Annotated in this window: 19 protein-coding genes and 2 pseudogenes; 13 read left to right on the top strand and 8 right to left on the bottom strand. The window is 63.6% G+C overall.

The annotated features are described in order from the left end of the window. Positions 1–3: 3 nt before the first annotated feature. The 5 genes from AC629_RS07770 to AC629_RS07750 form a co-directional block, all read right to left on the bottom strand. Complete coding sequence (locus tag AC629_RS07770; protein WP_084804132.1) at positions 4–462, bottom strand: MaoC family dehydratase; 459 nt, start codon at positions 460–462, stop codon at positions 4–6. Positions 463–478: 16 nt separating this feature from the next. Next, positions 479–1,129, bottom strand: a complete 651-nt coding sequence (locus AC629_RS07765) for a 3-oxoacid CoA-transferase subunit B (RefSeq protein WP_084804131.1) — start codon at positions 1,127–1,129, stop codon at positions 479–481. Between the two features lie 3 nt (positions 1,130–1,132). Beyond that, a complete protein-coding gene (locus AC629_RS07760) occupies positions 1,133–1,780 on the bottom strand; it encodes a CoA transferase subunit A (protein ID WP_084804130.1) in 648 nt (215 codons plus the stop codon). 250 nt (positions 1,781–2,030) lie between these two features. Further along, a complete protein-coding gene (locus AC629_RS07755; RefSeq protein WP_084804162.1) occupies positions 2,031–3,416 on the bottom strand; it encodes a GntP family permease in 1,386 nt (461 codons plus the stop codon). Between the two features lie 60 nt (positions 3,417–3,476). After that, positions 3,477–3,938, bottom strand: coding sequence for a CBS domain-containing protein (locus AC629_RS07750; RefSeq protein ID WP_084804129.1), 462 nt, complete (start codon positions 3,936–3,938; stop codon positions 3,477–3,479). 226 nt (positions 3,939–4,164) lie between these two features. Here AC629_RS07750 and AC629_RS07745 point away from each other — a divergent pair, with 226 nt between their 5' ends. Both AC629_RS07745 and AC629_RS07740 read left to right on the top strand, forming a co-directional pair. Further along, the gene (locus AC629_RS07745) at positions 4,165–5,895 is read left to right on the top strand and encodes a PHA/PHB synthase family protein (RefSeq protein WP_210419005.1); all 1,731 of its coding nucleotides are present in this window, start codon (positions 4,165–4,167) and stop codon (positions 5,893–5,895) included. An 18-nt stretch (positions 5,896–5,913) separates the two neighbouring features. Then, a complete protein-coding gene (locus AC629_RS07740) occupies positions 5,914–6,288 on the top strand; it encodes a hypothetical protein (protein WP_502693002.1) in 375 nt (124 codons plus the stop codon). Positions 6,289–6,295: 7 nt separating this feature from the next. Here the strand turns inward: AC629_RS07740 and AC629_RS07735 are convergent, their stop codons facing one another. Further along, positions 6,296–6,511, bottom strand: coding sequence for a hypothetical protein (locus AC629_RS07735; RefSeq protein WP_084804128.1), 216 nt, complete (start codon positions 6,509–6,511; stop codon positions 6,296–6,298). Positions 6,512–6,902: 391 nt separating this feature from the next. On the opposite strand from AC629_RS07735, the gene AC629_RS07730 reads away from it, so the two are divergent. Continuing rightward, positions 6,903–10,007 (top strand): DEAD/DEAH box helicase, encoded by a 3,105-nt coding sequence (locus AC629_RS07730; RefSeq protein WP_084804127.1) that lies wholly within the window; start codon positions 6,903–6,905, stop codon positions 10,005–10,007. A 579-nt stretch (positions 10,008–10,586) separates the two neighbouring features. Then, a complete protein-coding gene (locus tag AC629_RS07720; RefSeq protein ID WP_084804125.1) occupies positions 10,587–11,222 on the top strand; it encodes a cell envelope biogenesis protein TolA in 636 nt (211 codons plus the stop codon). A 42-nt stretch (positions 11,223–11,264) separates the two neighbouring features. On the opposite strand, the gene AC629_RS07715 is transcribed toward AC629_RS07720, so the two are convergent. After that, on the bottom strand, positions 11,265–12,152 hold the full coding sequence (locus AC629_RS07715) for a hypothetical protein (RefSeq protein WP_084804124.1): 888 nt from the start codon (positions 12,150–12,152) through the stop codon (positions 11,265–11,267). 177 nt (positions 12,153–12,329) lie between these two features. On the opposite strand from AC629_RS07715, the gene AC629_RS07710 reads away from it, so the two are divergent. The 9 genes and pseudogenes from AC629_RS07710 (at position 12,330) to AC629_RS07670 (ending at position 21,845) form a co-directional block, all read left to right on the top strand. Beyond that, complete coding sequence (locus AC629_RS07710) at positions 12,330–13,517, top strand: CaiB/BaiF CoA transferase family protein (protein ID WP_084804123.1); 1,188 nt, start codon at positions 12,330–12,332, stop codon at positions 13,515–13,517. A 235-nt stretch (positions 13,518–13,752) separates the two neighbouring features. Next, complete coding sequence (locus AC629_RS07705; protein ID WP_084804122.1) at positions 13,753–14,535, top strand: MetQ/NlpA family ABC transporter substrate-binding protein; 783 nt, start codon at positions 13,753–13,755, stop codon at positions 14,533–14,535. 128 nt (positions 14,536–14,663) lie between these two features. Beyond that, entirely contained in the window at positions 14,664–15,698 is a 1,035-nt protein-coding gene (locus AC629_RS07700; protein ID WP_084804121.1) for a putative FMN-dependent luciferase-like monooxygenase, read from the top strand. Between the two features lie 138 nt (positions 15,699–15,836). Continuing rightward, positions 15,837–16,463 carry a CMD domain protein gene (locus AC629_RS07695; RefSeq protein ID WP_084804120.1) on the top strand — a complete coding sequence of 209 codons (627 nt, stop codon included), beginning with the start codon at positions 15,837–15,839 and terminating at the stop codon, positions 16,461–16,463. A gap of 11 nt (positions 16,464–16,474) precedes the next feature. Further along, complete coding sequence (locus AC629_RS07690; protein ID WP_084804119.1) at positions 16,475–17,059, top strand: alkylhydroperoxidase domain protein; 585 nt, start codon at positions 16,475–16,477, stop codon at positions 17,057–17,059. A 61-nt stretch (positions 17,060–17,120) separates the two neighbouring features. Continuing rightward, positions 17,121–18,278, top strand: a complete 1,158-nt coding sequence (locus tag AC629_RS07685) for an ABC transporter substrate-binding protein (RefSeq protein WP_084804160.1) — start codon at positions 17,121–17,123, stop codon at positions 18,276–18,278. Positions 18,279–18,435: 157 nt separating this feature from the next. After that, positions 18,436–20,260: pseudogene (locus AC629_RS50110) on the top strand (ABC transporter permease). Continuing rightward, positions 20,260–21,108, top strand: coding sequence for an ABC transporter ATP-binding protein (locus tag AC629_RS07675; protein WP_084804118.1), 849 nt, complete (start codon positions 20,260–20,262; stop codon positions 21,106–21,108). The pseudogene AC629_RS50110 and the gene AC629_RS07675 overlap by 1 nt, the downstream one beginning before the upstream one ends. Next, entirely contained in the window at positions 21,105–21,845 is a 741-nt protein-coding gene (locus AC629_RS07670) for an ABC transporter ATP-binding protein (protein WP_084804117.1), read from the top strand. Before AC629_RS07675 ends, AC629_RS07670 begins: the two co-directional genes overlap by 4 nt. Positions 21,846–21,888: 43 nt before the next feature. Here AC629_RS07670 and AC629_RS07665 read toward each other — a convergent pair. Next, positions 21,889–22,516, bottom strand: a pseudogene (locus AC629_RS07665) (ATP-binding protein); the annotation flags it as partial.

Here is a 22,516-nt window from a genome sequence, read left to right as displayed (position 1 = left end):
CTTTCAGCGATAATGGAGTGCGATCAGCTCGGCGACACAGGCCGGTCGCTGGCCACCATCGATCTCGATGACCAGACGGTAGCTCACCCGCAGACCATTGGGTGGAACCTCTTCCGCCTCGGCGATGCCGACCCGGCCGCGAAGCCGTGACCCCGAAGGGACCGGAGCGAGATAGCGAATTCGGTCGGCGCCGTAGTTCAAGGTGTTCTTGAGTCCCTTCAGTCCCATGACCTCCCGGATGAACATGGGCGCCATGCTGAGCGACAGGAGGCCGTGGGCAATGGTCTTGCCGCCGGGCATTTCGGCGCGGGCGCGCTCCTGATCCACGTGGATCCATTGCTCATCGCAAGTCGCATCCGCGAATTTGTTGATCCGTTCCTGGGTAATTTCGATCCAGTCGCTGACGCCAACCTCGGTGCCGACCGCGGCCTTGAGTTCATCGAATCCGTTGAATATCCGCATGGCTCCGTCCGCTTCATCAGAGCTTCATTTGGGGGACGTTGTCCGGCACGGTGAGCTCCGCCTCCGTGACGGCCAGGACCTCCGCAACGCCCACACCGGGTGCAGTCTCCAGCAGCGTCGCCTTCCCGCCTGGGAACGCGATGACCGCCATGTCCGTCACGACAAGGTCGACCGGTCGCGACGAGGTTAAGGGCAGATTGCACTTGGCCACGATCTTGGATTTGCCCTTCGCTGCGTGCTGCATGGCGATGATGACCCGCTTGGCGCCGGTCACGAGGTCCATCGCGCCGCCCATGCCCGGCACCATCTTGCCCGGGATCATCCAGTTGGCGAGGTGACCGTCGGCATCGACCTGCAAACCGCCGAGCACGGTGACATCGACATGACCGCCCCGGATCAGGCCGAAGGACATCGCGCTATCGAAAGTCGCCGCGCCCGGCAGCGCGCTGATGGGTCTGCCGCCGGCATCGGTCAGCAAGGGATGCGACATCCCTTGCTCGGGGATCGGTCCGGTGCCGATAAGCCCGTTCTCGGACTGGAAGAACACGCTCATTTCCTTGGGAACATAGTTCGCGACCAGCGTCGGGATACCAATGCCGAGATTGACGAGATTGCCCGGTCGAAGCTCCTGCGCCACGCGACGGGCGATAATGGTTTGCGCATCCATGGCTCACCCGTTCGATACGAGGTAGTCGACCAGTGGTCCCGGCGTGACCACGTGATCGGGTGCAATCACGCCAATCGGAACGATATTCTCGGCGGTGACGATGACGGTGTCGGCAGCCATTGCCATCAGCGGATTGAAGTTCCGAGCGGTCAGTGCGTAGGAGAGATTGCCGACATAGTCGGCAAGGAAAGCATGCACCAGCGCGAAATCGGCGCGCAGCGGGGTCTCGAGCAGATAGGGCTTGCCGTCGACCTCGATCTTCCGCTTGCCTTCCTCGACGAGCGTTCCCACGCCCGTCGGAGTCAGCACACCGCCGAGGCCGCAGCCGCCGGCACGGATACGCTCGACGAACGTCCCCTGTGGGATCAGGTCGACGGTGATCTGGTTGCCGAGCATCTGCTGCTGCGCCTTGGGGTTCAGCCCGATATGGGTCCCGATCATGCGGGACACTTGAGCGCCATCGAACAGTTTGCCGACGCCCTTGCCTGGCGTCGCCGCATCGTTGCTGATCAACGAAAGACCTGACTTCTTCTGCCGCACCAGTTCGTCCAGCAGCCGCTCCGGCGTGCCGACGCCCATGAAGCCGCCGACCATGATGGTGGCTCCGTCGGGAATCAGCGCAACGGCGGCCTCTGCGGAAACGGGCTTCATGTCTGCAACTCCGAGCGACTTGTCTGATCGACTTGGGTCGAGGGCCGCAAGCCGCATCGTGCGCGCCCCATGCCGGGCATTGGTCTGCATCGAGGGTCGGCCTGCCGGTTGATACCTGATCCCAGCATGATCCCGCGCGATTGATTTAGATCAACGTCGCGCGGTCGACCAAAACTGGCCGAGCCACTGCAGCCCCAGGCAAGGGTCGCTGACTTGACCGAGGGGCGCTCACCCGTGATGAATCGTCTCCTCAATAGAGCCCGGTCAGGTAGAAAAACGCGATGGCCACGAACACGGCCGCGGTTTTCGTCAGCGTGATCACGAAGACGTCCTTGTAGGCCTGCCTGTGGGTTAGTCCCGTAACAGCGAGCAGGGTAATGACGGCGCCGTTGTGGGGCAGGGTATCCATGCCGCCGCTCGCCATGGCGGCGATGCGGTGAAAGACTTCGAGCGGAATATTCGCCGCCTTGGCCGCGGCGATGAATTCGTCGGACATCGCGGCAAGGGCAATGCTCATGCCGCCCGACGCCGAGCCGGTGATCCCGGCGAGCACAGTCACGGTGACGGCCTCGTTGACAAGCGGATTCGGGATCGCCCTGAGTGCGGCGGAAACCATCGCAAAGCCCGGCAGCAGCGCGATCACGCCGCCGAAGCCGTACTCCGACGCGGTATTAAGCGACGCAAGCAGCGCGCCGGCGACTGCCGCATTGCTGCCTTCCGCGAACCTTGCAAGGACGGGGCGCCAGGCAAACACGAATACGGTCAGAATGCCCAGGAGCAGCGCGCCCTCGACGGCCCAAATCGCGGCCAGCGGACCGACCTGGGTCATAATCGGATGGTCACCGAGCGTGACCTCATGCTTGGCGCCATAGGCCCGGGGTACCACCTGCGTCAGCACGAAGTTCATGACGCCAACCACGACCAGCGGGGAGATGGCGATCCAGGGGTTCGGCAATTCCTTCTCTTCAAACGGCTCCGGTTCGTTCATCAGCGCGGTGCCGTAGCCTTCGCCACGCTTCTGCGCCGCAAGGCGACGGTTCTCGATATAGCCAAAGCCGACGGCAAAGACGAAAATGCTGCCGACAAGTCCGAGGATCGGTGCCGCCCACGTTGTCGTGTTGAAGAACGTCGATGGAATGATGTTTTGGATCTGTGGCGTTCCCGGCAGGGCGTCCATCGTGAAGCTGAAAGCGCCGAGCGCGATCGTGCAGGGGATGAGCCGCTTCGGGATGTCACCCTGGCGGAACATCTCGGCGGCGAACGGATAAACGGCGAAAACCACGACGAACAGCGATACGCCGCCATAGGTCAGGATCGCGCACACGACGACGATGGACAGGACGGCTCGCTCCCGGCCAAGCACCCCGATCACCGCGGATACGATCGATTTGGAAAAGCCGGACAGCTCTATGACCTTGCCAAAGACCGCGCCCAGCATGAACACCGGAAAGTAGTTTTTGATGAAGCCGACCATCTTCTCCATGAAGACGCTGGAAAACAGGGGCGGGACCAGGGAGGGGTCGGTCAGCAGGACGGCGCCCATGGCGGCGACGGGAGCGAACAGGATCACGCTGTAGCCGCGGTAGGCAACGAACATGAGAAAGACGAGGGCGGCCAGAACGATCAAGAGATTCACGGCAAATTCCCCCAAACTATCCGACCACCGGAGCTGCTCAGATGGTCGACATGAGCATCGTCAATCGTTCTCGTTCCAGCTCGCTGATGACCTTGGCGTGATGGCCACGGCCTCGCTCAGGAGGTCGCGAATTGAAAGAACACCGATGGTGGTGCCGTTTTGCATCACGGGCAGGTGTCGAATGTGGTGCGTCTGCATCAGCTTCAGGCAATCGGCCAACGCGCTGCCAATATCGGCCGTGACGACGTCTTGCACCATGATGGCCGCAACCGGCGTGGCTTCCGGAGCCTTTCCGGCCAGCACGAGGCGCCGTACGCAATCGCGTTCGGAGATAACCCCGACGATCGCCTTGTTTTCCATGACGACCAGGAAGCCGATGTTCTTGTCTGCCATGAGGTGCATGGCCGTGAGCACATTGTCCTTCAGACCGATCGTCCACAGCTCGTTCGGCCGGGCGGCGAGGATCTGCCTTAGCGGCCGATAGGCTAGGATTTCATCGGGGCGTCTGAGCGGATGATCCATGAAGCGTAACCTTCGCGATCACGAAAGTGGGTCTAAAGGTCGCTGATGATCCGGGTGCAGCTTGGGAAGCCGAAGGCGCTACGCTGTTGATCTATGTCAAGTCGATGGGCGGCCAGGCTTCGTGCGCTGCAACAAAGTCGAGGCTCGACCACGAAAAACATGCTGGCCGCGTGCGCGGCCGGAAGTAAGATGAGGCGGCTCGCGACGTCGCTCCCGGGAGGTGCAAATGGATAACTCGTCCTCGCAAGGCGGTTCCTCCGACTATCTCGAAAGCCTGATGCGGGTTGGCGAGCAGGCAACCAAACAATTCGACGAGGCGCTTGCCGCCGCCATGGGCATTGAGAGTAAGCCTGAGCAGGGCGGGCAGAAATGGCCATTCAGTATGGCCAACCTTCAGGGCCACTACTGGTCGCCCGTGCTGGAGTTCTGGCGCGGCTTCTTCAACGACAAGCCTGCCGTGGGAGGGAATGGGGCGGCGAAAACAGCGCGGGGCGACCGTCGCTTCAACGACGACGTCTGGAGCCACTCACCATACTATGACCTACTCCGGAAGTCCTATTTGTCGAGTTCAAGACAATTGGCGGAGTTCGTGGATCAGGCGCAGGTCGATGAAAGATCTCGGCTTCAGCTTCGCTTCTACGCCAGGCAATTCATCGACGCGATGAGCCCGTCGAACTTTCCTGCCACGAATCCGGATGTCATCCGGACCGCCATCCGCACCCGGGCCGGGAGCCTCGCGTCCGGAATGCAGAACATGATCGAGGATCTCCAGAAAGGACGAATCACGCGTGTGGATGAGACCGCATTCGAGGTTGGCCGCAACCTCGCGGTCACGCCCGGGACGGTGATCTTCGAGAACGAGCTGATCCAGCTCATTCAATATACGCCGGAGACGGGCGAGGTCGAGAAAACCCCGCTATTGATTGTCCCACCCTGCATCAACAAATACTATTTGCTTGATCTCGGCGCGGGGAACTCGTTTGTCGAATATGCGGTCGCCCAGGGTCACCAGGTCTTCCTGATTTCCTGGCGCAGCGCGGTAGCCGAGACCCAGTATCTGACCTGGGACGATTACTTGACGCTGGGGCCCTTGAAAGCCATCGATGTCGTGCGCGACATCGCCAATGTCGACAAAATTCACGCGCTGGGCTTCTGTGTCGGCGGCACCATCCTGAGCTGTGCTGCAGGCGTGCTCGCGGCGCGCGGCGAAGACAAGCTCACGACCATGACCCTGCTGACCACGATGGTCGATTTCGCCGATACGGGTGAGATCGGACTGTTGATCGATCAGCCTTCTGTGGCGCTGCGCGAGGCGACGATCGGAAACGGCGGCATTCTTCCCGGCAAGGAACTGGCCTTCACGTTTGGCACCTTGCGAGCCAACGATCTGATCTGGCGCTACGTCGTCGACAGCTACATGAAGGGCGCGCCGCCGGAGGCGTTCGACCTGCTCTATTGGGACTCCGACAGCGTCAGCCTGCCCGGACCGATGTACTGCTGGTATGCGCGCAATACCTATCTTGAGAACAAACTGAGGGAGCCAGGTGCGACCACGCAATGTGGCGTCAGCGTCGACCTCTCCAAGGCCAAGGTGCCGCTCTATCTGCTGGCCTCGCGCGAGGACCACATCGTGCCGTGGCAGAGCGCGTACCTCTCGAAGGGACTGATCGGGGCGGATCCCCGCTTCGTGCTGGCCGCGAGCGGCCATGTTGCAGGGGTGATCAATCCCCCGGCGCGCAAGAAGCGCAGCTATTGGACCCACGACGATCTGAGCGGCGACGCAATTGACTGGCTGGAAGCGGCGGAAGAAAGGCCGGGAAGCTGGTGGCCCGATTGGGATGCCTGGATGAAGCGATATTCCAGCGGCACTGTTGCGGCACCAGTACGCCCCGGCAACGACAGGTATCAGGCCATCGAAAGCGCGCCTGGCCGTTACGTGAAGCAAAAATCCAACTGAAGTCTGGACCAATCCCGCTTGAATGCGGACGGCGGTCAGGCGGGAAGACACCATCAATATAATTTGCCGGGCACGCCGCGCCAGCATAGTCCGGCTCTTGCATTGGAACGGCCCGCCCATATCTCATTGGCTATGATGAAGCTGTCACTCGTCGAAGACCAGGCAATCCAGGCGCGAATCGCGTTCATCGCGGGCGCCGAGACGTTCGATCGCCTGTTCGCCGGTATTCGATTCGATGAAGTCGACGGCAACCTGCTGTTTGCTATTGCCAGGGATGAAGACTGCGCATCCGAGATCGAGGACCAGTTCTCGCATCACCTCGCCATGGTCGCGACGCAAATCCTCAGGCAAAATGTCGACGTGGTCGTGGTGCTGCCGAAGGTCCTGCAATAACCCTCGATTAGTGTCGGGCGGGGTGTCTTGGCTTGCGCCTCAGGCCGATGCGGGTGCCCGGAAGCTGAATCCCCAGCTCGATCGCGCGCGATCTGATCGACGCAATGGGTCGCTTCAGCTTCACGATCATCAGGGTGAGGCTCTTTCCACTCTCGCACATGGCGCGCAGAAGCTTGTCGTCGTCCTCCGACCAGCGTTCGTGATTGTATGTACGGATAGCCATCTTCGTTGCCTCTGAGGCCGGTGAGGCAGGGCCGGATCGCGAAATCAAGAGGACCCAGCTCGCCTTTCCTGAGCGCGGCCCGCCGGGCGTAAGTTGAGGGACAGGTTTCAACGCTCCTGCCTAGTGTAGAAATGGTATTGAAGTCACTGCTTTTCAATGCATTTGCAAAATTGTAATGACGTCGTCGAGCGCTTGGCGCCGACGCGCGTTACCGACGGAGCTCTATGGAGGGCTCGTCGTCGCTCGACTCTGCCTATGAAACATTGATGGATATAAATTGGGGCCCGCCAGGAAAACCCGCGCCGCGACGAGCGCGAAAAAGACAAAGAGCAAGAGCTCAAAAAGCAAGAGTTCATCGCGTTCCGCGATATCTTCCTCCTCGCCTCTCGGCATGCTGGCTCTCCACCTGCTCGAACAGTGGAGGAAGGCGGGCCGCGACGGCCTCGTCTTCCTGTGCGGCGAGGAGAACAGGGCAGAGCGCCTGGGCGGGGTGATCCACGCGCTCGATCCCTCGGTCGACGTGCTGGTGTTTCCGCGGCTGAATACGCTGCCATTCGACGGCCTCGAGCCTTCCCGGGAGATCGCCGGCCGACGGAGCTCGGTGTTGCGGCGGCTCGCTAAGGCGAAGGAGCCCATCTTCCTGGTGTCGACCGCGGAAGCCATCATGGAGCGGCTGCCGCTGCCGGCGAGCTGGTCACGGACCAGCCTCAGCCTGAAGGTGGGCGCGGCCTATTCCGAGCAGGAACTGGAGAGCCGTCTGGAGGCCCTCGGCTACGATCTCGACGAAGAGGCGGAATATCCGGGTGGCGTCCTGTTCCACGGGAAGACGTTCGAAGTGTTTCCCGCCGGTGCGCTTTGCCCTTTCAGAATTGAGCATTCGGGCGGTGCCTTGCGCAGAATCGTCGCCGTCGATCCGGTCGAGCACGAGGTCGTCTTCGAGACGAAGGAACTCGTCATCGACCCCATGTCGGAACGGGTCGCGCTGGGCGGCAAGCGTGGACAGCGGGCGACGCTGCCGGATTATTGCGGTCGCGCGCGGTGGATCGTGGATGCCGGCGTGTTGGCCCACGCCGACAGCTGGCTGGGCACGATCGAGGAGGCGGCCGGCCGTAGGGATGTGGAGCGCGAGTATTTGGGGCGGGCGGACTGGAAGCGGCTGAAGAAGCGCATCAGCGTTCTGCCTCAAAAATCGGCTTTCACCCTGACGCCGGATTTCTCGAAGGCGGCTTCGCCAAGAAAGATACTCCGCGCATTCATTGCCGATATGCAACGCGCCGGGTCGCGGCTGCTGTTCACCGCGGCGGTCGAGGATGACCTCCGCGCGATGGAGCGGATGAGCGGCGTGAAGGCGGAGCGCTGTGCCGATTGGAGCGACGCGACAAAGGGACGGGATCGCGAAACGGCGCTCCTGGCCGACTTTGATGGCGGCTTCGTCGGATCCGGCCGCAAGCCTCTCGTCGTCGTGACGGCGTCCGACGTGCTCGGCAGCAGGGCCCATCATCCGCAGCCGATGGCGAGGGCGTGGACGGCTGCTTTCGATCATCCGGACGTACCGGAGCGCGGCGCGGCGGTGGTTCATTTGCAGCGAGGGCTCGCCGTGCTCGACGGCTTGCAGACCTTCGATATGGGGAAGGGATCGCGGCGCGAGATGGTCAGGCTTGCGTTCGCGGGAGACAACGCCGTTCTCGTACCGCCGGCCGATCTTGCTCTGATCTGGCCCTATGCGGCGGAGCCCGGCAAGCTGGCGCGGGACAAGGCGGACGGAAGCACGTGGTGGGCGCGGCGGACCGAGGCGGAAGCGGAAATCCAGGTTGCCGCCAAGGCGCTGGCCAAACACATCAGCCAGCGGCACCGCCGGCGGGCGCCGAAACTGGTCGCGCCTGGAGCAGCCTACGAGAGGTTCGTCGCGCGGTTTCCGTATTTCACGACGGTGGACCAGGCGAAGGCCATCCAGGACGTGCTTGATGACCTCGCCGCAGGTCACCCCATGGACAGGGTCGTATGCGGCGACGTCGGATTTGGTAAGACCGAGGTGGCGCTGCGCGCGGCGGCCGCTGTGGCGCTGTCGGGGAAGCAGGTGGCGATCGCGGCACCGACAACGGTGCTGGCGCGACAGCATGTCGAAACCTTCCGCAAGCGGTTTGGGCCCCTCGGTATCGAAGTGGGAAGCCTGTCGCGAGCCACCTCGGGCCCGGAGGCGAGGGAGACGAAAGAGGGGCTGCGCAGCGGGCGAACGAAAGTCGTGGTCGGCACGCAGGCTCTCGCTGCAAAGGACGTGAAGTTCGCCGACCTTGGCCTCGTCATCATCGATGAAGAACAGCATTTCGGCGCGGCAGAGAAGGCGAAGCTTTCAGGGCTGGCCAAAGGCGCGCATACCCTTTGGATGAGCGCAACGCCGATACCGCGCACCCTCGCTGCGGGTCTCGCGGGCTTCAGGGACCTCAGCGTCATCGCAACTCCGCCCGTGCACCGGCTTCCGATCGTAACCAGGATCGCCCCGCTTTCAGATGCTGCCATTGCCGCGGCACTGCTCCGCGAGAAGAGACGGCATGGACAAAGCTTCCTGATCTGTCCGCGGATCCAGGATCTGGAGCCGATGCTAGCGCGCGTGCAGGCGGTAGCTCCCGATCTTCGCATCGTCTGTCTTCATGGCAGATTGCCTGTCGACGAGATCGACGACCGGATGATGAGTTTCGTCGACGGCGATGCAGATGTGCTTCTGGCGACCAATATCGTGGAGAGCGGTCTTGATATCCCGCGCGCGAACACCATCGTCGTGTGCTGGCCCGAAAAGTTCGGTCTTGCGCAGCTCCATCAGCTGAGAGGGCGGGTGGGACGCGGCGGTACGCGCGCCTTTGCATCTCTGCTGACGGAGTCGGCTTCGGAGCAATCCGAGAAGCGCTTGGCCGTTCTCGAGGAGTTCAGCAAGCCTGGCGCCGGCTTTGCCATCAGCGAGCGTGACCTGGACCTCAGAGGCGCCGGCGACCTGTTCGCGGAGCGCCAGTCCGGGCACGTGCAGGTCTTCGGACCAGTGCTCTACAGCCATCTCCTGAAGCTGGCCTCCGAGACGACCAATGACGCAGGCGCCGTCCTGTGGGTGCCTGATCTGAATCTGCCTGTAGCCGACATGTTGCCTGAAAGTTACGTGCAATCGGAAGCGGTTCGGCTCGAGATCTATGGCCGCGCCGCCAGGTGTCGGAACGAAGACGATCTGGAAGACCTGGAGGAGGAGACGTCGCGTCGTTTTGGCAGGCTGCCACGGGAGGCGCGCGATTTCTTTGCTGCTGCCAGACTGAGGATCGATTGCAAGCAGCGCGGAATCGTCAGGCTCGATGTCGGGCCGGGGGCCGTCGCCGCGACATTCCTTCCCGGGCGGCTGCGGAAATCCAGGGGGCGATCGCTGCAGCGCGCTGGCGATCGCGTCGTCCATGCCGGCTGTGGCGACGTGGACCCGTTCGATCGGGTCGAGGAGTTCCTGGATCTGCTGGACGAGTGAAAATCATTCGGTCTGCTCATACCCAAAAAAGACGCCTCCTCTTCACAATGATGGCACTGGAACGCCGCAGGAGCGCGGCTGTTCCATGCCCGTGCACAGATCAGGAGGGTTGACGCAGCAGGCAGGAACGATCGCGCGCGCTGCTGATTGGTAAATTGAGTGACGCGCCGCCGAGTATGCTCGGATGAAGGCCGCAGGGAGCGCCTCGCTCGATCTTTAAGTGAAACCTGTGAGCCGACCGACGTGACTGAGATGAACATCGGAAAATGGTACGACCCGATCTCGGAGCAGTGGATCGTTCCTCGTGAGACGCGCACGATTGCGGGATATGGTCAGGCAAGTGCGGAAGAGATGCCGGAAGCCCGCGAGAGACGCGAGGCACAGCGGATCTGGGACCTGCTGGTCGACTGCTGCGCCAGTGGCCGATGCCAGACGGAGGCGGCCGTTTGCATGTCTTGCGAATGCTGCACCCCCGAAGCGCCATTTAGCTTGCTTCATCCAACAAGCCGATAAGTGAACTGTCCTCGTGGCCGCTAAAGCGGGATGGCGGACGAGGGTGGCCGCTGCTATGCAGGCGGGATGCCGCGAAAGCTGAAGACATTCCGGACCTCGCTGGGCTTCTATGATCTCGCGATCGCCGCGCCATCGATGAAGGCGGCGCTCGAGGCATGGGGCGCCGGAAGCAATCTGTTTCACCAGGGGATCGCCGAGGAGACCGACGATCCCGAGGTGGTCGCAGCGACGTTGGCGAAGCCGGGGGTGGTCCTGAAGCGCCCGGCCGGCTCGAACGGCCGCTTTGCCGAGCATTCCGGTCTTCCGTCAGAGATGGCCACCGATAAGATCGGGCACCGGCCAAAGGCAGGACAAGCGAAGCCCAAGCAGAAGCCCGAGCCCGAGCATCGGGCGTCTGCCACGAGCCGCGACAAGGAGGCCACCCGAAAAGCCGCGGCGAGCTCCGAGAGGGAGCAGGCCCGGCGCGAGGCGCAAATCCGGCAGGAAGAGGCCGCCCTCGCGCGGAAGCGAGAGCAGCGACAAAAGCTGATCGCGAAGGCGCAAGCCGCGTTTGAAAATGCGGAACGGGAGCACGAGGCCAGGGCCGCCGCACTCGAGGCCGAGCGGGCCGCGGTCGAGGAGCGGGCGCAAGCTGAAGAGGCGCGCTGGTTCAGGCAAAAGGAAAAGCTGACGGCTGTCTTGCGCCAGGCCCGCGAACAATAGCGGTGCCGCGTCTTTCTGGCCAAGCCCAGTCCTTCCGATTCCCTATCCCTCGTATTGGTCCGGCCCCATCGCCCAGTGCGATTGATCGTGGCCGAATGCGTAGTTGCGGTTGGTTAGCGCCGGATTGCGATTGACCATCGGGCGCATGAACATCGGATGAGTGGCGCTGCGCACCTCGTGCTCGACCGTGAACAGATGCCTGCCGCTGTCGGGATCGACGATATCGCAGAAGCGGTACTGGTATTGATTGTCCTCGCGGGAGATCAGGTCGCGCGCCAGGAGCTTGCGGTAGGGACCGGAGAAATCGGTGATGTACATCTGCACGTGGTGTCCGTCATAGTGCGGCTGCGGCCGATCGGTCTCGCGAAACAGCAGGTGCTGGTTGCGGCCGGTCTTCACCGCCGCAACCTGGCCGTCGCCGTTCCAGAGTTCGGCGGGCATGCCCATGATCTCGGGATAGAAGGCGCAAATGCTCTGCGCGGATCCGGCCGGTACGTCAAACTCGACATAGGGGATTCCGAGCGCGATGCGCCCGAAGCGCGCCGCGTCGGGTTCATAGCAGCGCAGCCGGTTGCCCCACGGGCAGGTCGCCTCGACATGATCATTGTGCTCGGTGAACGTGAACGCCGTGCCCTCGAGCTTTTTGGCGACCGATGCGAGCCGCTGCAGCAGGGCGTTGCGGCCCTCGATGACCAGCCCGACATGACCGCGCAGCACCTGCGGCTTGCCGCTCGGCAAATGAAACTGGCTCCGTCCGGCGTTGATCCACATGTTGGTGTCGGACACCATCAGATAGGGATCGCGGGTCAGCCCAAGTCCCGCAACGTAGAATAACGTCGCCAGGCGCTGATCCGGGATCTGGATGTTGACGTGCTCGAAATGGATCGCATTCCCGAGATCTTCAGCAGATCGATCGAATTGCTGCGGCATGGTGTGTGCTCTGGCTATGGGGCAGACGGGTCATACTAGAGCAGAATTTCCGCCGGCCGAAACTGCCAGACGATCAAATCTGTAAACCGGGCATGATCTCCGCTGCCGCCTTGCCGTGGCGGCCAGTCCCTGTAATCTGACGAAAACACAAGGCAAAAAAGGCAAGGGAAGGGATTGATGGGAGGAGTTCTGGAGGGCGTACGTGTCCTCGATTTCGGTCGCTATATCGCGGGGCCGTATTGCGCGACATTGCTGGCCGAATTCGGCGCCGAGGTCATTCGCGTGGAGAAGCGCGACGGCAGCGAGGATCGGTTCGTGGCGCCGGTCGGTGAAGGCGGCGAAGGCGCGCTGTTTCTACAGATCAACCGAAACAAGAAGTGCATCACGCTCGATCCGATGAAGCCGGAGGGGCAGGAGGTGATGCGCCGTTTGATTGCGACCGCGGACGTGGTCGTCGCCAATCTGCCGCCGCAGACCCTGCGCGCGATGAAGCTCGATTATGAATCACTGAAGGCGATCAAGCCCGACATCATCCTGACGACGGCAACTGCGTTCGGCGGGCCGGGGCCATGGTCCGACCGCGTCGGTTTCGACGGTGTCGGGCAGGTCATGTCGGGCTCGGTGTATATGACCGGCGCCGGCGATCCGCCTTACCGGGCCGCCGTGAACTGGGTCGATTTCGGAACCGCGCTGCACTGCGCGTTCGGGACGCTCGCCGCGCTGATCGAGCGCGGTAAATCCGGGCGCGGGCAGATCGTCGAGGGCGCGTTGCTTGCAACCGCACTGTCTTTCACCAACGCAACGCTGATCGAGCAGGCCGTGATCAACGTCAATCGCGTTCCGACCGGCAATCTCGGCCAGACCGCAGCGCCTGCCGACATCTACCGCACCAAGGACGGCTGGGTGCTGTGCCAGGTCACGGGTCACCCGTTGTTCAAGCGCTGGGCCAAGCTCATGGGTGAGGAGCAGCAGTGGCTGAATGATCCGCGTTTTGCCGACGACATCAGCCGCGGCAACAACGGCCCTGTCATCAGCGAGCGGATGGCGCGCTGGTGCGCCGAGCGCACCACGCAGGAGGCCGTCGATACGCTAGGCAAGGCGATGATTCCGACCGGGCCCGTGCTAAGCCCGCAACAGGCGCTGGATCACCCGCACATCCGTGCCGCCGGATTCATGCAGGACGTCGATTATCCCGGCTTGCCGAAACAAGCCCCGGTCGCCCGCGCCGCCGTCCGGTTGTCGGAAACGCCGGGCGAAATCGCGAGCCGCCCGCCGACGCTCGGCGAGCATACCGATCGTGTCCTGGCCGAACTCGGCTACGATGCGGCTGCGATTGGGGTGCTTCGGCAAAGCGGCATCGTCTAGCGCGCGGGCATCGCGAGCTCGCCGCCAACCTCGCATCCCCGGCGGCGATTTGCCGTGATGCGCCTCGCGCTTGTGGAAGGCGTCATCGTCGCCGTGAATTCGTTTCCCGTTGGGTGCCGAATGGAGAAAGTGCGTCCGCCGCAGCCCGCTAATATGGATTTCCATTTCATTGATTTCGTTCGGCGGAGAAGCGAATACGGTTCCAATCATTGTTGCTGAGTTATGGAGCCCGAAGATGTCGTTTCGTTCCGCCCTGATCCTCTCGAGCGTACTCGCCGCATGGTCAGCCGCGGCTGCGGCAGAGACGATCAAGATCGGCGTCACGCCGGGACCGCATGCGCAGATCTTCGAGGCCGTGAAGCCGATCGCTGCCAGGCAGGGCCTCGATATCCAGCTTATCGAGTTTTCCGACTACGTCGTGCCGAACGCAGCGCTTGATGCAGGCGAGATCCAGGCCAATTCCTTCCAGAACCAGCCCTATCTCGACAACCAGAAGGCCGACCGCGGCTACAAGATCGAATCCGTCGCACTGACCGTGAACTTCCCGATCGGCGTCTATTCGAAGAAGCACAAGGCCTTCGCCGATATCCCCGAGGGCGGCAAGGTCTCGATTCCGAACGATCCGACCAATGGCGGCCGCGTGCTGCTGCTCCTGCGCGACAAGGCCGTGATCAAACTGAAGGACGGTGTCGGCTTCAAGCCGACGGTGCTCGACATCACCGAGAACCCCAGGAAGCTGAAATTCGTCGAGGTCGATGCGGCGCAGGCGCCGCGCGCGCTCGATGATGTCGACGCAGCTGCGATTAACACCAATTATGCAACCCAGGCCGGGCTCGATCCCGTCAAGGATCCGATCCTGCGCGAGGACCCGAAGGGACCCTACGTCAACCTGATCGCCATTCGCACCGCCGACAAGGACAAGCCCTGGGTCAAGACCCTCGTGGACAGCTACCACACGCCCGAGGTCAAGGAGTTCGTCCTGACGAAGTTCAAGGGCGCGGTGCTGCCGAGCTGGTAGGCAGTCTGCCCAGCAAGGCTCCAGCGCAGGGGCGATCCCGGCGGACAGCCTTGCGCAATGCCCGCTTGTCTGGAGCTGCGGCAGCCGACATCATTGGGGCGTGGTAATTCTCGTCCGGCAGGGGTCGTATGAAACGCTTTGCAAACCTGAAACGACTGGGATTCTTCACGCGCCTTCTCGACGAGGCGCCGGCCGCCGAGCGATACCGCTTTGCGGCCGAGCAGATCGTGCGCGCCGAGAAGGCGGGCCTCGATTCTGCGTGGATCGCGCAGCATCATTTTCACGAGCGCGAGGGCGGGCTGCCCTCGCCCTTCACCTTCCTCGGTTACGTCGCAGCACAGACCTCGCGCATCCGCCTCGGCACCGGCATCGTGACCTTGCCGCTGGAGAACGCGGTGAGGGTGGCGGAGGACGCCGCGGTGCTTGATCTGCTCTGCAACGGCCGCTTCGAGCTTGGCGTCGGCACTGGCGGCAACCCGTCGGCCTTTGCCGCTTTTGGCCTCGACAGCGCCCAGCGCAACGAGATCTTTGCCCGCAACCTGGACGTCGTCCGGACCGCGCTGACCGGCAAGCCACTTGATGGCGGTGACACGCTCTATCCGCAGCGGCCGCAATTGGATGGTCGGATCTGGCAGGCGACCTTCTCGGTGGCCGGTGGGGCGCGCGCGGGCAAGGCGGGCGATGGTCTCTTGCTGTCGCGCACGCAGCCGCGGGCCAAGGAGGCGCCGCACGCAACGCTCGCCGAGATCCAGAATCCGATCATCGACGCCTATCTGGAAGCGCTGCCGCCGGGTCGCGAGCCCCGCATCATGGCGTCGCGCACCATCTTCGTCGCCGACGACCGGGTCGAGGCGATGCGCCTCGCGGATGCCGGGCTGCGGCGCGCGCTCCCGCAGTTCCTCAAGGGTGGCCACTCCGAGCCGGGCGAGACGCTGGAGGAGATGATCACGGCGTTCGACACGCATGTCGGTGTGGCCGACGACGTCATCGCCTCGCTCCGCGCCGATGCCACGCTAGAGCGGGTGACTGATCTCGTCTTCCAGGCGCATTCGGTCGATCCGCCGCACCCCTACATCCTGCGTTCGATCGAGCTCGTCGCGGACAAGGTCGCGCCGGCGCTGGGCTGGACCAGGACGGCGGCAGATGTCGCCCTGGCGGGCTAAAGCATGATCCGGAAAAGTGCGCAGCGGTTTTCCGAAATGATCATGCTCGAACAATAACCTAAAGCGCGATGACGATTCATCCCAATCTCATCGCGCTTTAGCCGAAATGAATGTGATCGTGTTGCACGAGGCTGAATGATGGGAACGAAGGATATCATCGACACGCTCGCCGGGATTGAACCGGGCTCGGCGCTGGACACCATTCGCGCGCGCCGGCTGCAGGCGCGCGAGAATGCGCAGAAGAGCTATCTCTCGCTGTTCGAGCCGATTGACGCCAGCGATTTCTCGCTTGCCGAACGCGCCGCGGTCGCGGCCTTCGTGACCGGCCTCCACGGCGAGTCCCCCGTCGCCGCGTTCTACCGCGAGAAGCTTGCCGTGAACGCGGATGGAGCAGCTTTGTTCGAAGCGATCAAGGCCGAGATCGAGCGCGGCAAGACGTCGGGCCCGTATGGCGCTTTTCCGGCTGGCCCGCTGTCGGTCGAGAACAAGGCCGGGCTCATCTACCGGGTGAGCACGGAGCGCAGGCCTGCCCTCGGTGCGCGGCTCGTCGCGGCGCTGGAACATGCCCACCTGCTGGTGTTCCGGCCCCGCGATGCCGCGTCTTCCGACATGAAGGCGCTGCTCGCAGCTGGCTGGTCAAACACTGGCATCGTCACGTTCTCTCAACTCGTCGCGTTCCTGTCGTTCCAGGTGCGAGTCGTCACCGGACTGCGCGTGCTCGGCGCTTCGCTTGGGCGCACCGCGAACGCCGCTTCTGGCGCGTAGGAGGCTGCATCATGAGCGCTGAAAACAAAGTCATTCCGCCCGTCGTGTTCACTCAGGACGAACTCGGCTGGGTGTCGTGGATTGATCCGCTGCCCGAGGCTGAACTGACCGAACGGCATTTTTCCGGCCTCGTCGATCGCGCCCGCGCCAAATCGGAATATTTCCGCCTGCTGGTGCGGGATCCCGAGGTGCTGGAAGCCCGTACCAAGACCGACAAGGACATTTTCTACAACACCGCCGATGGCCTGCCGCGCGCCGAGCGCGAGCTCGCAGCCGCAGCGACCTCGCGCTACAACGGCTGCATCTATTGCGCGTCCGTGCATGCACGCTTTGCCAGCACCTATTCCAAGCGCGGCGACGACGTGCAGCGCCTGCTCGACGAAGGCGTCGGAGCCGATCTCGGCGAGCGCTGGAATGCCGTCGTCAAGGCGTCCGTCGCACTGGCTGCAACGCCGATCGCGTTTGGTCCGGACAATATCGAGGAGCTGCGCCGCGCCGGCCTCGACGATGCGGAGATCGTCGACGTCATCAACGGCGCGTCGTTCTTCAACTGGGCGAACCGGCTGATGCTGTCGCTCGGCGAGCCCTCGAAATAGGCAGCTTCACTGGCACAAGAATTGCCGCTTGTTTGTAACACCTGAGTGGATGGAGCCGTGCATGAGCAACATCGATCGCCGTACCTTGGTCAAGGGCTCGCTTGCCGCCATGATGGCTGGAGCGGCTTTCTCGCGTTCCGCCTTCGCGCAATCCTCTGAGCCGATTCTGCTCGGCGTCAGCGGTCCCCTCACGGGTCCCAATGCGCAATATGGCACACAGTGGAAACAGGGCTTTGATTTTGCGCTCGACGAGATCCTCGGCGCCGGCGGCATCAATGGCCGCAAGCTCGCCTACAGCTTCGAGGACAGCCAGAGCGATCCGCGCCAGTCCGTGGCGATCGCGCAGAAATTTGTGTCCGATCCCCGCATCGTCATGGAGCTTGGCGATTTCTCCAGCCCGGCCTCGATGGCGGCCTCGCCGATCTATCAGCGCGGAGGTCTGGTGCAGTTTGGTTTCACCAACTCGCATCCCGATTTCACCAAGGGCGGCGACTTCATGTGGAGCACCTCGGTCAGCCAGGCCGACGAGCAGCCGCTGCTGGCGTCATATGCGGTGAAGCGCCTCGGCCTCAAGAGGCTCGCAGTACTGCACCTCAACACCGATTGGGGCCGCACCAGCCGCGACTATTTCACCAATGCTGCCAAGGAGTATGGCGCGGAGATCGTGGTCACCGAGGGCTACATCGCGGAGGAGCGGGATTTCCGATCGACACTGGTGCGCGTCCGCGACGCCAATCCGGATGGGCTGATCCTGATCTCCTATTATTCCGACGGTGCGCTGATCGCGCGCCAGGCGCGTCAGGTCGGGCTGAAGCAGGTGATCTGCGCTGCGAGCTCGGTCTATTCGCCGAAATTCCTGGAGCTCGGCGGCGAGGCGGTCGAGGACGTGCACGTCGGCACGCGCTATTTCCCGGAAGACCCGCGGCCCGAGGTGCAGAAGTTCATCGCGGGCTTCAGGAAGAAGTACAACGGGCTGGAGCCCGACGCATTCAATGCCTACGCCTATGACGCGATGAACATGGCGGCCGCGGTGGTGAAGATCGGTGGCGCAGATCGGCGCGCCATTCGCGACGCGTTCACGAAAGTGAAGGATGTCCCGAGCGTCATCTTCGGCACGGCGACGTTCGACGTCGCGACCCGCCGCGTCAAGGGTGCCATGAATGCCGAGCTCGTCGTGCGCAAGGGCCAGTTCGCGCTCTGGGACGGCAAGCCGACCTGACATGATGGTCGGACCAAAGCATGATCCGGAAAAGTGCGAAGCGGTTTTCCGGAAAGATCATGCGCAAAAACAAGCTAAAGCGCGATGACGAACTTTTCCGATCTTATCGCGCTTTAGTCGCTCCGGCCGCTTTTCTCTCTACTCGGGGGCTACCCGCGTGTCTTCCTGGCTCGACTACACGATCAACGGGCTGATCGTCGGTAACGTCTACGCTCTCGTTGCGGTCGGGCTTGCGCTGATCTTCGGCGTCAGCCGATTGATCAACTTTGCCCAGGGCTCGATCTATCTCGTCGGCGCCTATATCGGCTGGGTCGCGGTGGTGCAACTGCACACGCCACTGCCGCTCACGATCATCGTGGTGGCGGCCTCCGCTGCGGTGGTCGGATTGATCATCGAACGCTTCGGCCTGCGCCCCCTGCAGAACTCGGTGCGCATTGCGCCGCTGCTCGCGACGATCGGCATCAGCTTCGTGCTCGATCAGCTCGTGATGCTGACGTTCTCGCCCAACCCGCGGGCGCTGCCGAGCCAGTTACCCGACGTTCGCTTCCAGGTCGGTGGCGGCACGATCGGGCCGCTTGATCTGCTGATCGCCGGCGTCGGCATCAGCAGCGCGCTGCTGCTGTTCGTGTTCCTGCGCTACAGCAAGCTCGGCTGGGCGGTGCGTGCCACGGCGCAAGACCGTGACGCAGCGATGCAGATGGGCGTCGACGTCAACCGCGTCAATCAGGCCGTGTTCGGCATTGCCGCTGCGCTCGGTGGCGTCTCCGGCATGCTGGTCGGCATGTACTACAACCAGATCGACACCGCGATGAGTCTTCAGGCGACGCTCAAGGGCGTGGTCGCCGAGGTGGTCGGCGGCGCCGGCAATGTGCCTGGCGCCGTGGTCGGCAGCCTGTTGCTCGGATTGGTGGAGAGTTACGGCGTCGCCGTGTTCGGCACCAGCTACCGCAATCTCTTCGCGTTCCTGCTGCTGGTCGTTGTCCTCGTGCTGCGGCCCAATGGCCTGTTCGCCAGCGCGCGGCAGGCGCCGCCCGAGCCGCTCACCGGCACCTTCATCGCCCCCGAGCCGCCCGGTGCGCATTCCGCGCTGGGCCCTGCTGGCCGCCACCGGCATCTTCGCGATCCTGCCGCTGTTTCCGGTGTCATTCTACGTGCTCCAGACTTTCATCAACGCCTGGCTGCTCGGCATGCTTGCGCTGAGTCTGACATTGGTTGCGGGTACGATCGGCCAGGTCTCGCTCGGACACGCCGCGCTGCTGGCAATCGGCGCCTACACTTCCGCGCTGCTGTCGCTGAATTTCACCGTTCCCGTCGGCCTTGCCGTCATCGGCGGCGGCCTGATGAGCGCGGCGCTCGGCACGGCGCTGATCTCGCCGTCGTTCCGCCTGCGAGGGCACTACGTGTCGATCGCCACGCTCGCCATCGGCGAGATCGTGTCGCTGGTGATCCTGAATTGGGAGAGCGTCACCCGCGGTCCGATCGGCATCTCCGGCATCCCGCCGCTGTCGCTGTTTGGCTACGATTTGATCAGCCCCACTTCGATCTACTGGTTCAGTTTTGCGGTGATGATCGTGCTGGCGCTGCTGCAGGGGCGCTTGCTCGGCTCGCATCTTGGCCGCAGCTTCCGCGCCATTCGCGACGACGACATCGCCGCGCGCGCCTACGGCCTCAGCCTGAACCGCTACAAATCGTTGGCCTTCATCTTCGGCGGGTTCGCCGCCGGCGTCAGCGGCGGCATCGCTGCACATCTCTATTCCTACATCAACCACGAAACCTTCAACACGCAGCAATCCATCCTGGCGTTGACCGTCGTGATCCTCGGCGGCCTCGGCAATGTCGTCGGGGCCATCGTCGGATCGGTCGCGCTGGTCGGCCTGCCCGAGTTGTTCCGGATCGCGGCGGAGTACCGCATCCTGATCTACGGCATCGTGCTCCTGCTGCTCGTGCGGTTCAGGCCGCAGGGCCTGTTGGGGACGATGTGATGGCGGAGCAGCTTAACTCCATGCTGTCCCTGCGCGGGCTGACGCGGCGCTTCGGCGGCCTCACCGCGGTCGACGCTATCGATCTTGACCTCGCCAGGGGTGAGCTGATCAGCATCATCGGCCCGAACGGCGCCGGCAAGACAACGCTGTTCAACCTCGTGACCGGGCTCGATCGGCCCGATGCCGGTGATGTCAGCTTCGAAGGTCAGGACATCACTGGTCTCTCGCCGGAACGGCTGGCGGCCGAAGGTATCGGGCGCACGTTCCAGCTCGGCCGCGTCTTCGGCAATCTCAGCGTTATGGACAACGTCCTGATCGGCGCCCACACGCGGCTGCGCGCGGTGAAGCCGCCCGTGCCGGTGATCGGCCCGCTGCTGGAGTTGGGGTTGGCGCTGCTGCGCCCTGCGAGCGTCAAGCTTGAAGAAGAGAAATTGCGGGAAGAGGTGAAGGTCATTCTCGCGCGCTTCGGGGAGCGGCTGCTGCCGCGGATCGACCAGCCGGCCTACAGCCTGTCCTACGCCAACCGCCGCCGCGTCGAAATCGCGCGCGCGCTCGCGCTGAGGCCGCGCCTGCTGCTGCTCGATGAGCCCACCGCCGGCATGAACCCGACCGAGACCGCGGAGATGCAGGCGCTCGTCGCCGAGCTGAAGGCTGAAGGGCTGACCATCCTCCTGATCGAGCACAAGTTAGAGATGGTGATGCGCCTCTCCGACCGCGTCATCGTCATGGACGAAGGCAGGAAGATCGCGGAAGGGCCGGGCGAAGAGGTGCGCAACGATCCCAAGGTGATCGAGGCCTATCTCGGCCACGGCCTGTCGGGGACGACGGAGCAGGAGAGCGCGGCATGACGGCGAACGTATCCGAGCCGCTGCTCGCGCTGTCGGGCGTCAACACCTTCTACGGCCAGGCCCAGGTCCATTTCGACCTGTCCATTACCGTCGGCCGTGGCCATATCGTCTGCCTGCTCGGCGGCAACGCCAGCGGCAAGTCGACGACGATGAAGATCATCCTGGGCCTGGTGAAGCCGCGCTCGGGCGAGGTGACCTTCGACGGCGCCTCGCTGCTCGGCCTGTCCACGCCGCAGATCGTTCGCCGCGGCATCGCCTCGGTACCGGAGGCGCGGCGGCTGTTTGCAGACATGAGCGTGCGCGAAAACATCCTGATGGGCGCGTTCGTGCGGAGCGACCGCGATGCGGTGGCGCAGGATCTCGACAAGATGCTCACGCTGTTTCCAAAACTCGGCCAGCGGCTGTCGCAGCGCGCCGGCTCGCTCTCAGGCGGCGAGCAGCAGATGGTCGCGATGGCGCGCGCACTGATGAGCCGGCCGCGCATGATCGTGATGGACGAGCCGACCATGGGCCTGTCGCCGCTCTATGTCGATCGCGTGCTGGAGCTGATCAGGACCATCAATCAGGAGGGCGTCTCGGTCTTCATGGTCGAGCAGAATGCCAGCCTCGCGCTCGAGATCGCGCACGAAGCCTATGTGCTCCAGATCGGCAAGATCGTGCTATCAGGCCCGGCGCGGGCGCTGAAGGACGACCCCCGCGTCCGCGATGCCTATCTTGGCGGCTCTGAGGCGGCCTAGCTCTGCACCCGGTCGACAGTGGCCGGGACGTTCCAGGTCGATCTCAAGCGGAGGCCGCGCTCCGAGCCGGCTCCGCCGGCAGATCATCGCCATTGGGATCGCCTGGCGCCGTGGCCCAGGCCAGCTCCACCAGCGTCACGATCCTGCGTCCACCGCCGTCGAGCTGGCAGACGATCAGGCCCTGCTCCTCCATGTAGCCGAGCAGGCGCTGAGCCCGGCGCAGCGAGTGCGAGCCATAGGCGCGGGCGATCGCGGCGTCGCCCGGACAGGGCCAGCCTTCCTTCGCCGCGCGCGCGATCATCATGAACACGCCCTGCATGTCGTCGGGCAGGATGGAGGCGCGCAGCGACACTTCCTGCCAGGCATCATCTTCGGCGAGATCAGCGCCGAGTCCGGCGCGCGCGTGCGTCAGCATACGGCGGAATTCGTTGAGGTCGGGTACGGCCGAGCCGAGGCCTTCGATGCGGCAGCGGACCACGAATTCCTGATAGAGCACGCTGATAGCGCGGAAGCCGGCATCGGGCTCGGCGAGCACGGCGCGCAAGGTGCGGTCGACGCGTTCGCGCCGCTCCGCGAGCTCTTCGGCGCTGACCGTCACCTCGACGACTTCCGGCTGGATTACCGGCGCGGCGGCGGCCTTGGCGGCGCGGAGCTGCTCGAGCAGGTCCGGC

The sequence above is a fragment of the Bradyrhizobium sp. NAS80.1 genome, from assembly GCF_001908205.1.
In the GTDB taxonomy this organism is placed as follows: domain Bacteria; phylum Pseudomonadota; class Alphaproteobacteria; order Rhizobiales; family Xanthobacteraceae; genus Bradyrhizobium.
Note: the sequence above shows the minus strand (reverse complement) of the source record. Positions and strands in the feature narration are given on the sequence as shown.

Coding starts and splice junctions, on each gene's coding strand:
- AC629_RS07770 (WP_084804132.1), bottom strand. CDS start 462: ATGCGGATATTCAACGGATTCGATGAACTCAAGGCCGCGGTCGGCACC.
- AC629_RS07765 (WP_084804131.1), bottom strand. CDS start 1,129: ATGGATGCGCAAACCATTATCGCCCGTCGCGTGGCGCAGGAGCTTCGA.
- AC629_RS07760 (WP_084804130.1), bottom strand. CDS start 1,780: ATGAAGCCCGTTTCCGCAGAGGCCGCCGTTGCGCTGATTCCCGACGGA.
- AC629_RS07750 (WP_084804129.1), bottom strand. CDS start 3,938: ATGGATCATCCGCTCAGACGCCCCGATGAAATCCTAGCCTATCGGCCG.
- AC629_RS07745 (WP_210419005.1), top strand. CDS start 4,165: ATGGATAACTCGTCCTCGCAAGGCGGTTCCTCCGACTATCTCGAAAGC.
- AC629_RS07735 (WP_084804128.1), bottom strand. CDS start 6,511: ATGGCTATCCGTACATACAATCACGAACGCTGGTCGGAGGACGACGAC.
- AC629_RS07730 (WP_084804127.1), top strand. CDS start 6,903: ATGCTGGCTCTCCACCTGCTCGAACAGTGGAGGAAGGCGGGCCGCGAC.
- AC629_RS07720 (WP_084804125.1), top strand. CDS start 10,587: ATGCCGCGAAAGCTGAAGACATTCCGGACCTCGCTGGGCTTCTATGAT.
- AC629_RS07715 (WP_084804124.1), bottom strand. CDS start 12,152: ATGCCGCAGCAATTCGATCGATCTGCTGAAGATCTCGGGAATGCGATC.
- AC629_RS07710 (WP_084804123.1), top strand. CDS start 12,330: ATGGGAGGAGTTCTGGAGGGCGTACGTGTCCTCGATTTCGGTCGCTAT.
- AC629_RS07705 (WP_084804122.1), top strand. CDS start 13,753: ATGTCGTTTCGTTCCGCCCTGATCCTCTCGAGCGTACTCGCCGCATGG.
- AC629_RS07700 (WP_084804121.1), top strand. CDS start 14,664: ATGAAACGCTTTGCAAACCTGAAACGACTGGGATTCTTCACGCGCCTT.
- AC629_RS07695 (WP_084804120.1), top strand. CDS start 15,837: ATGGGAACGAAGGATATCATCGACACGCTCGCCGGGATTGAACCGGGC.
- AC629_RS07690 (WP_084804119.1), top strand. CDS start 16,475: ATGAGCGCTGAAAACAAAGTCATTCCGCCCGTCGTGTTCACTCAGGAC.
- AC629_RS07685 (WP_084804160.1), top strand. CDS start 17,121: ATGAGCAACATCGATCGCCGTACCTTGGTCAAGGGCTCGCTTGCCGCC.
- AC629_RS07675 (WP_084804118.1), top strand. CDS start 20,260: ATGGCGGAGCAGCTTAACTCCATGCTGTCCCTGCGCGGGCTGACGCGG.
- AC629_RS07670 (WP_084804117.1), top strand. CDS start 21,105: ATGACGGCGAACGTATCCGAGCCGCTGCTCGCGCTGTCGGGCGTCAAC.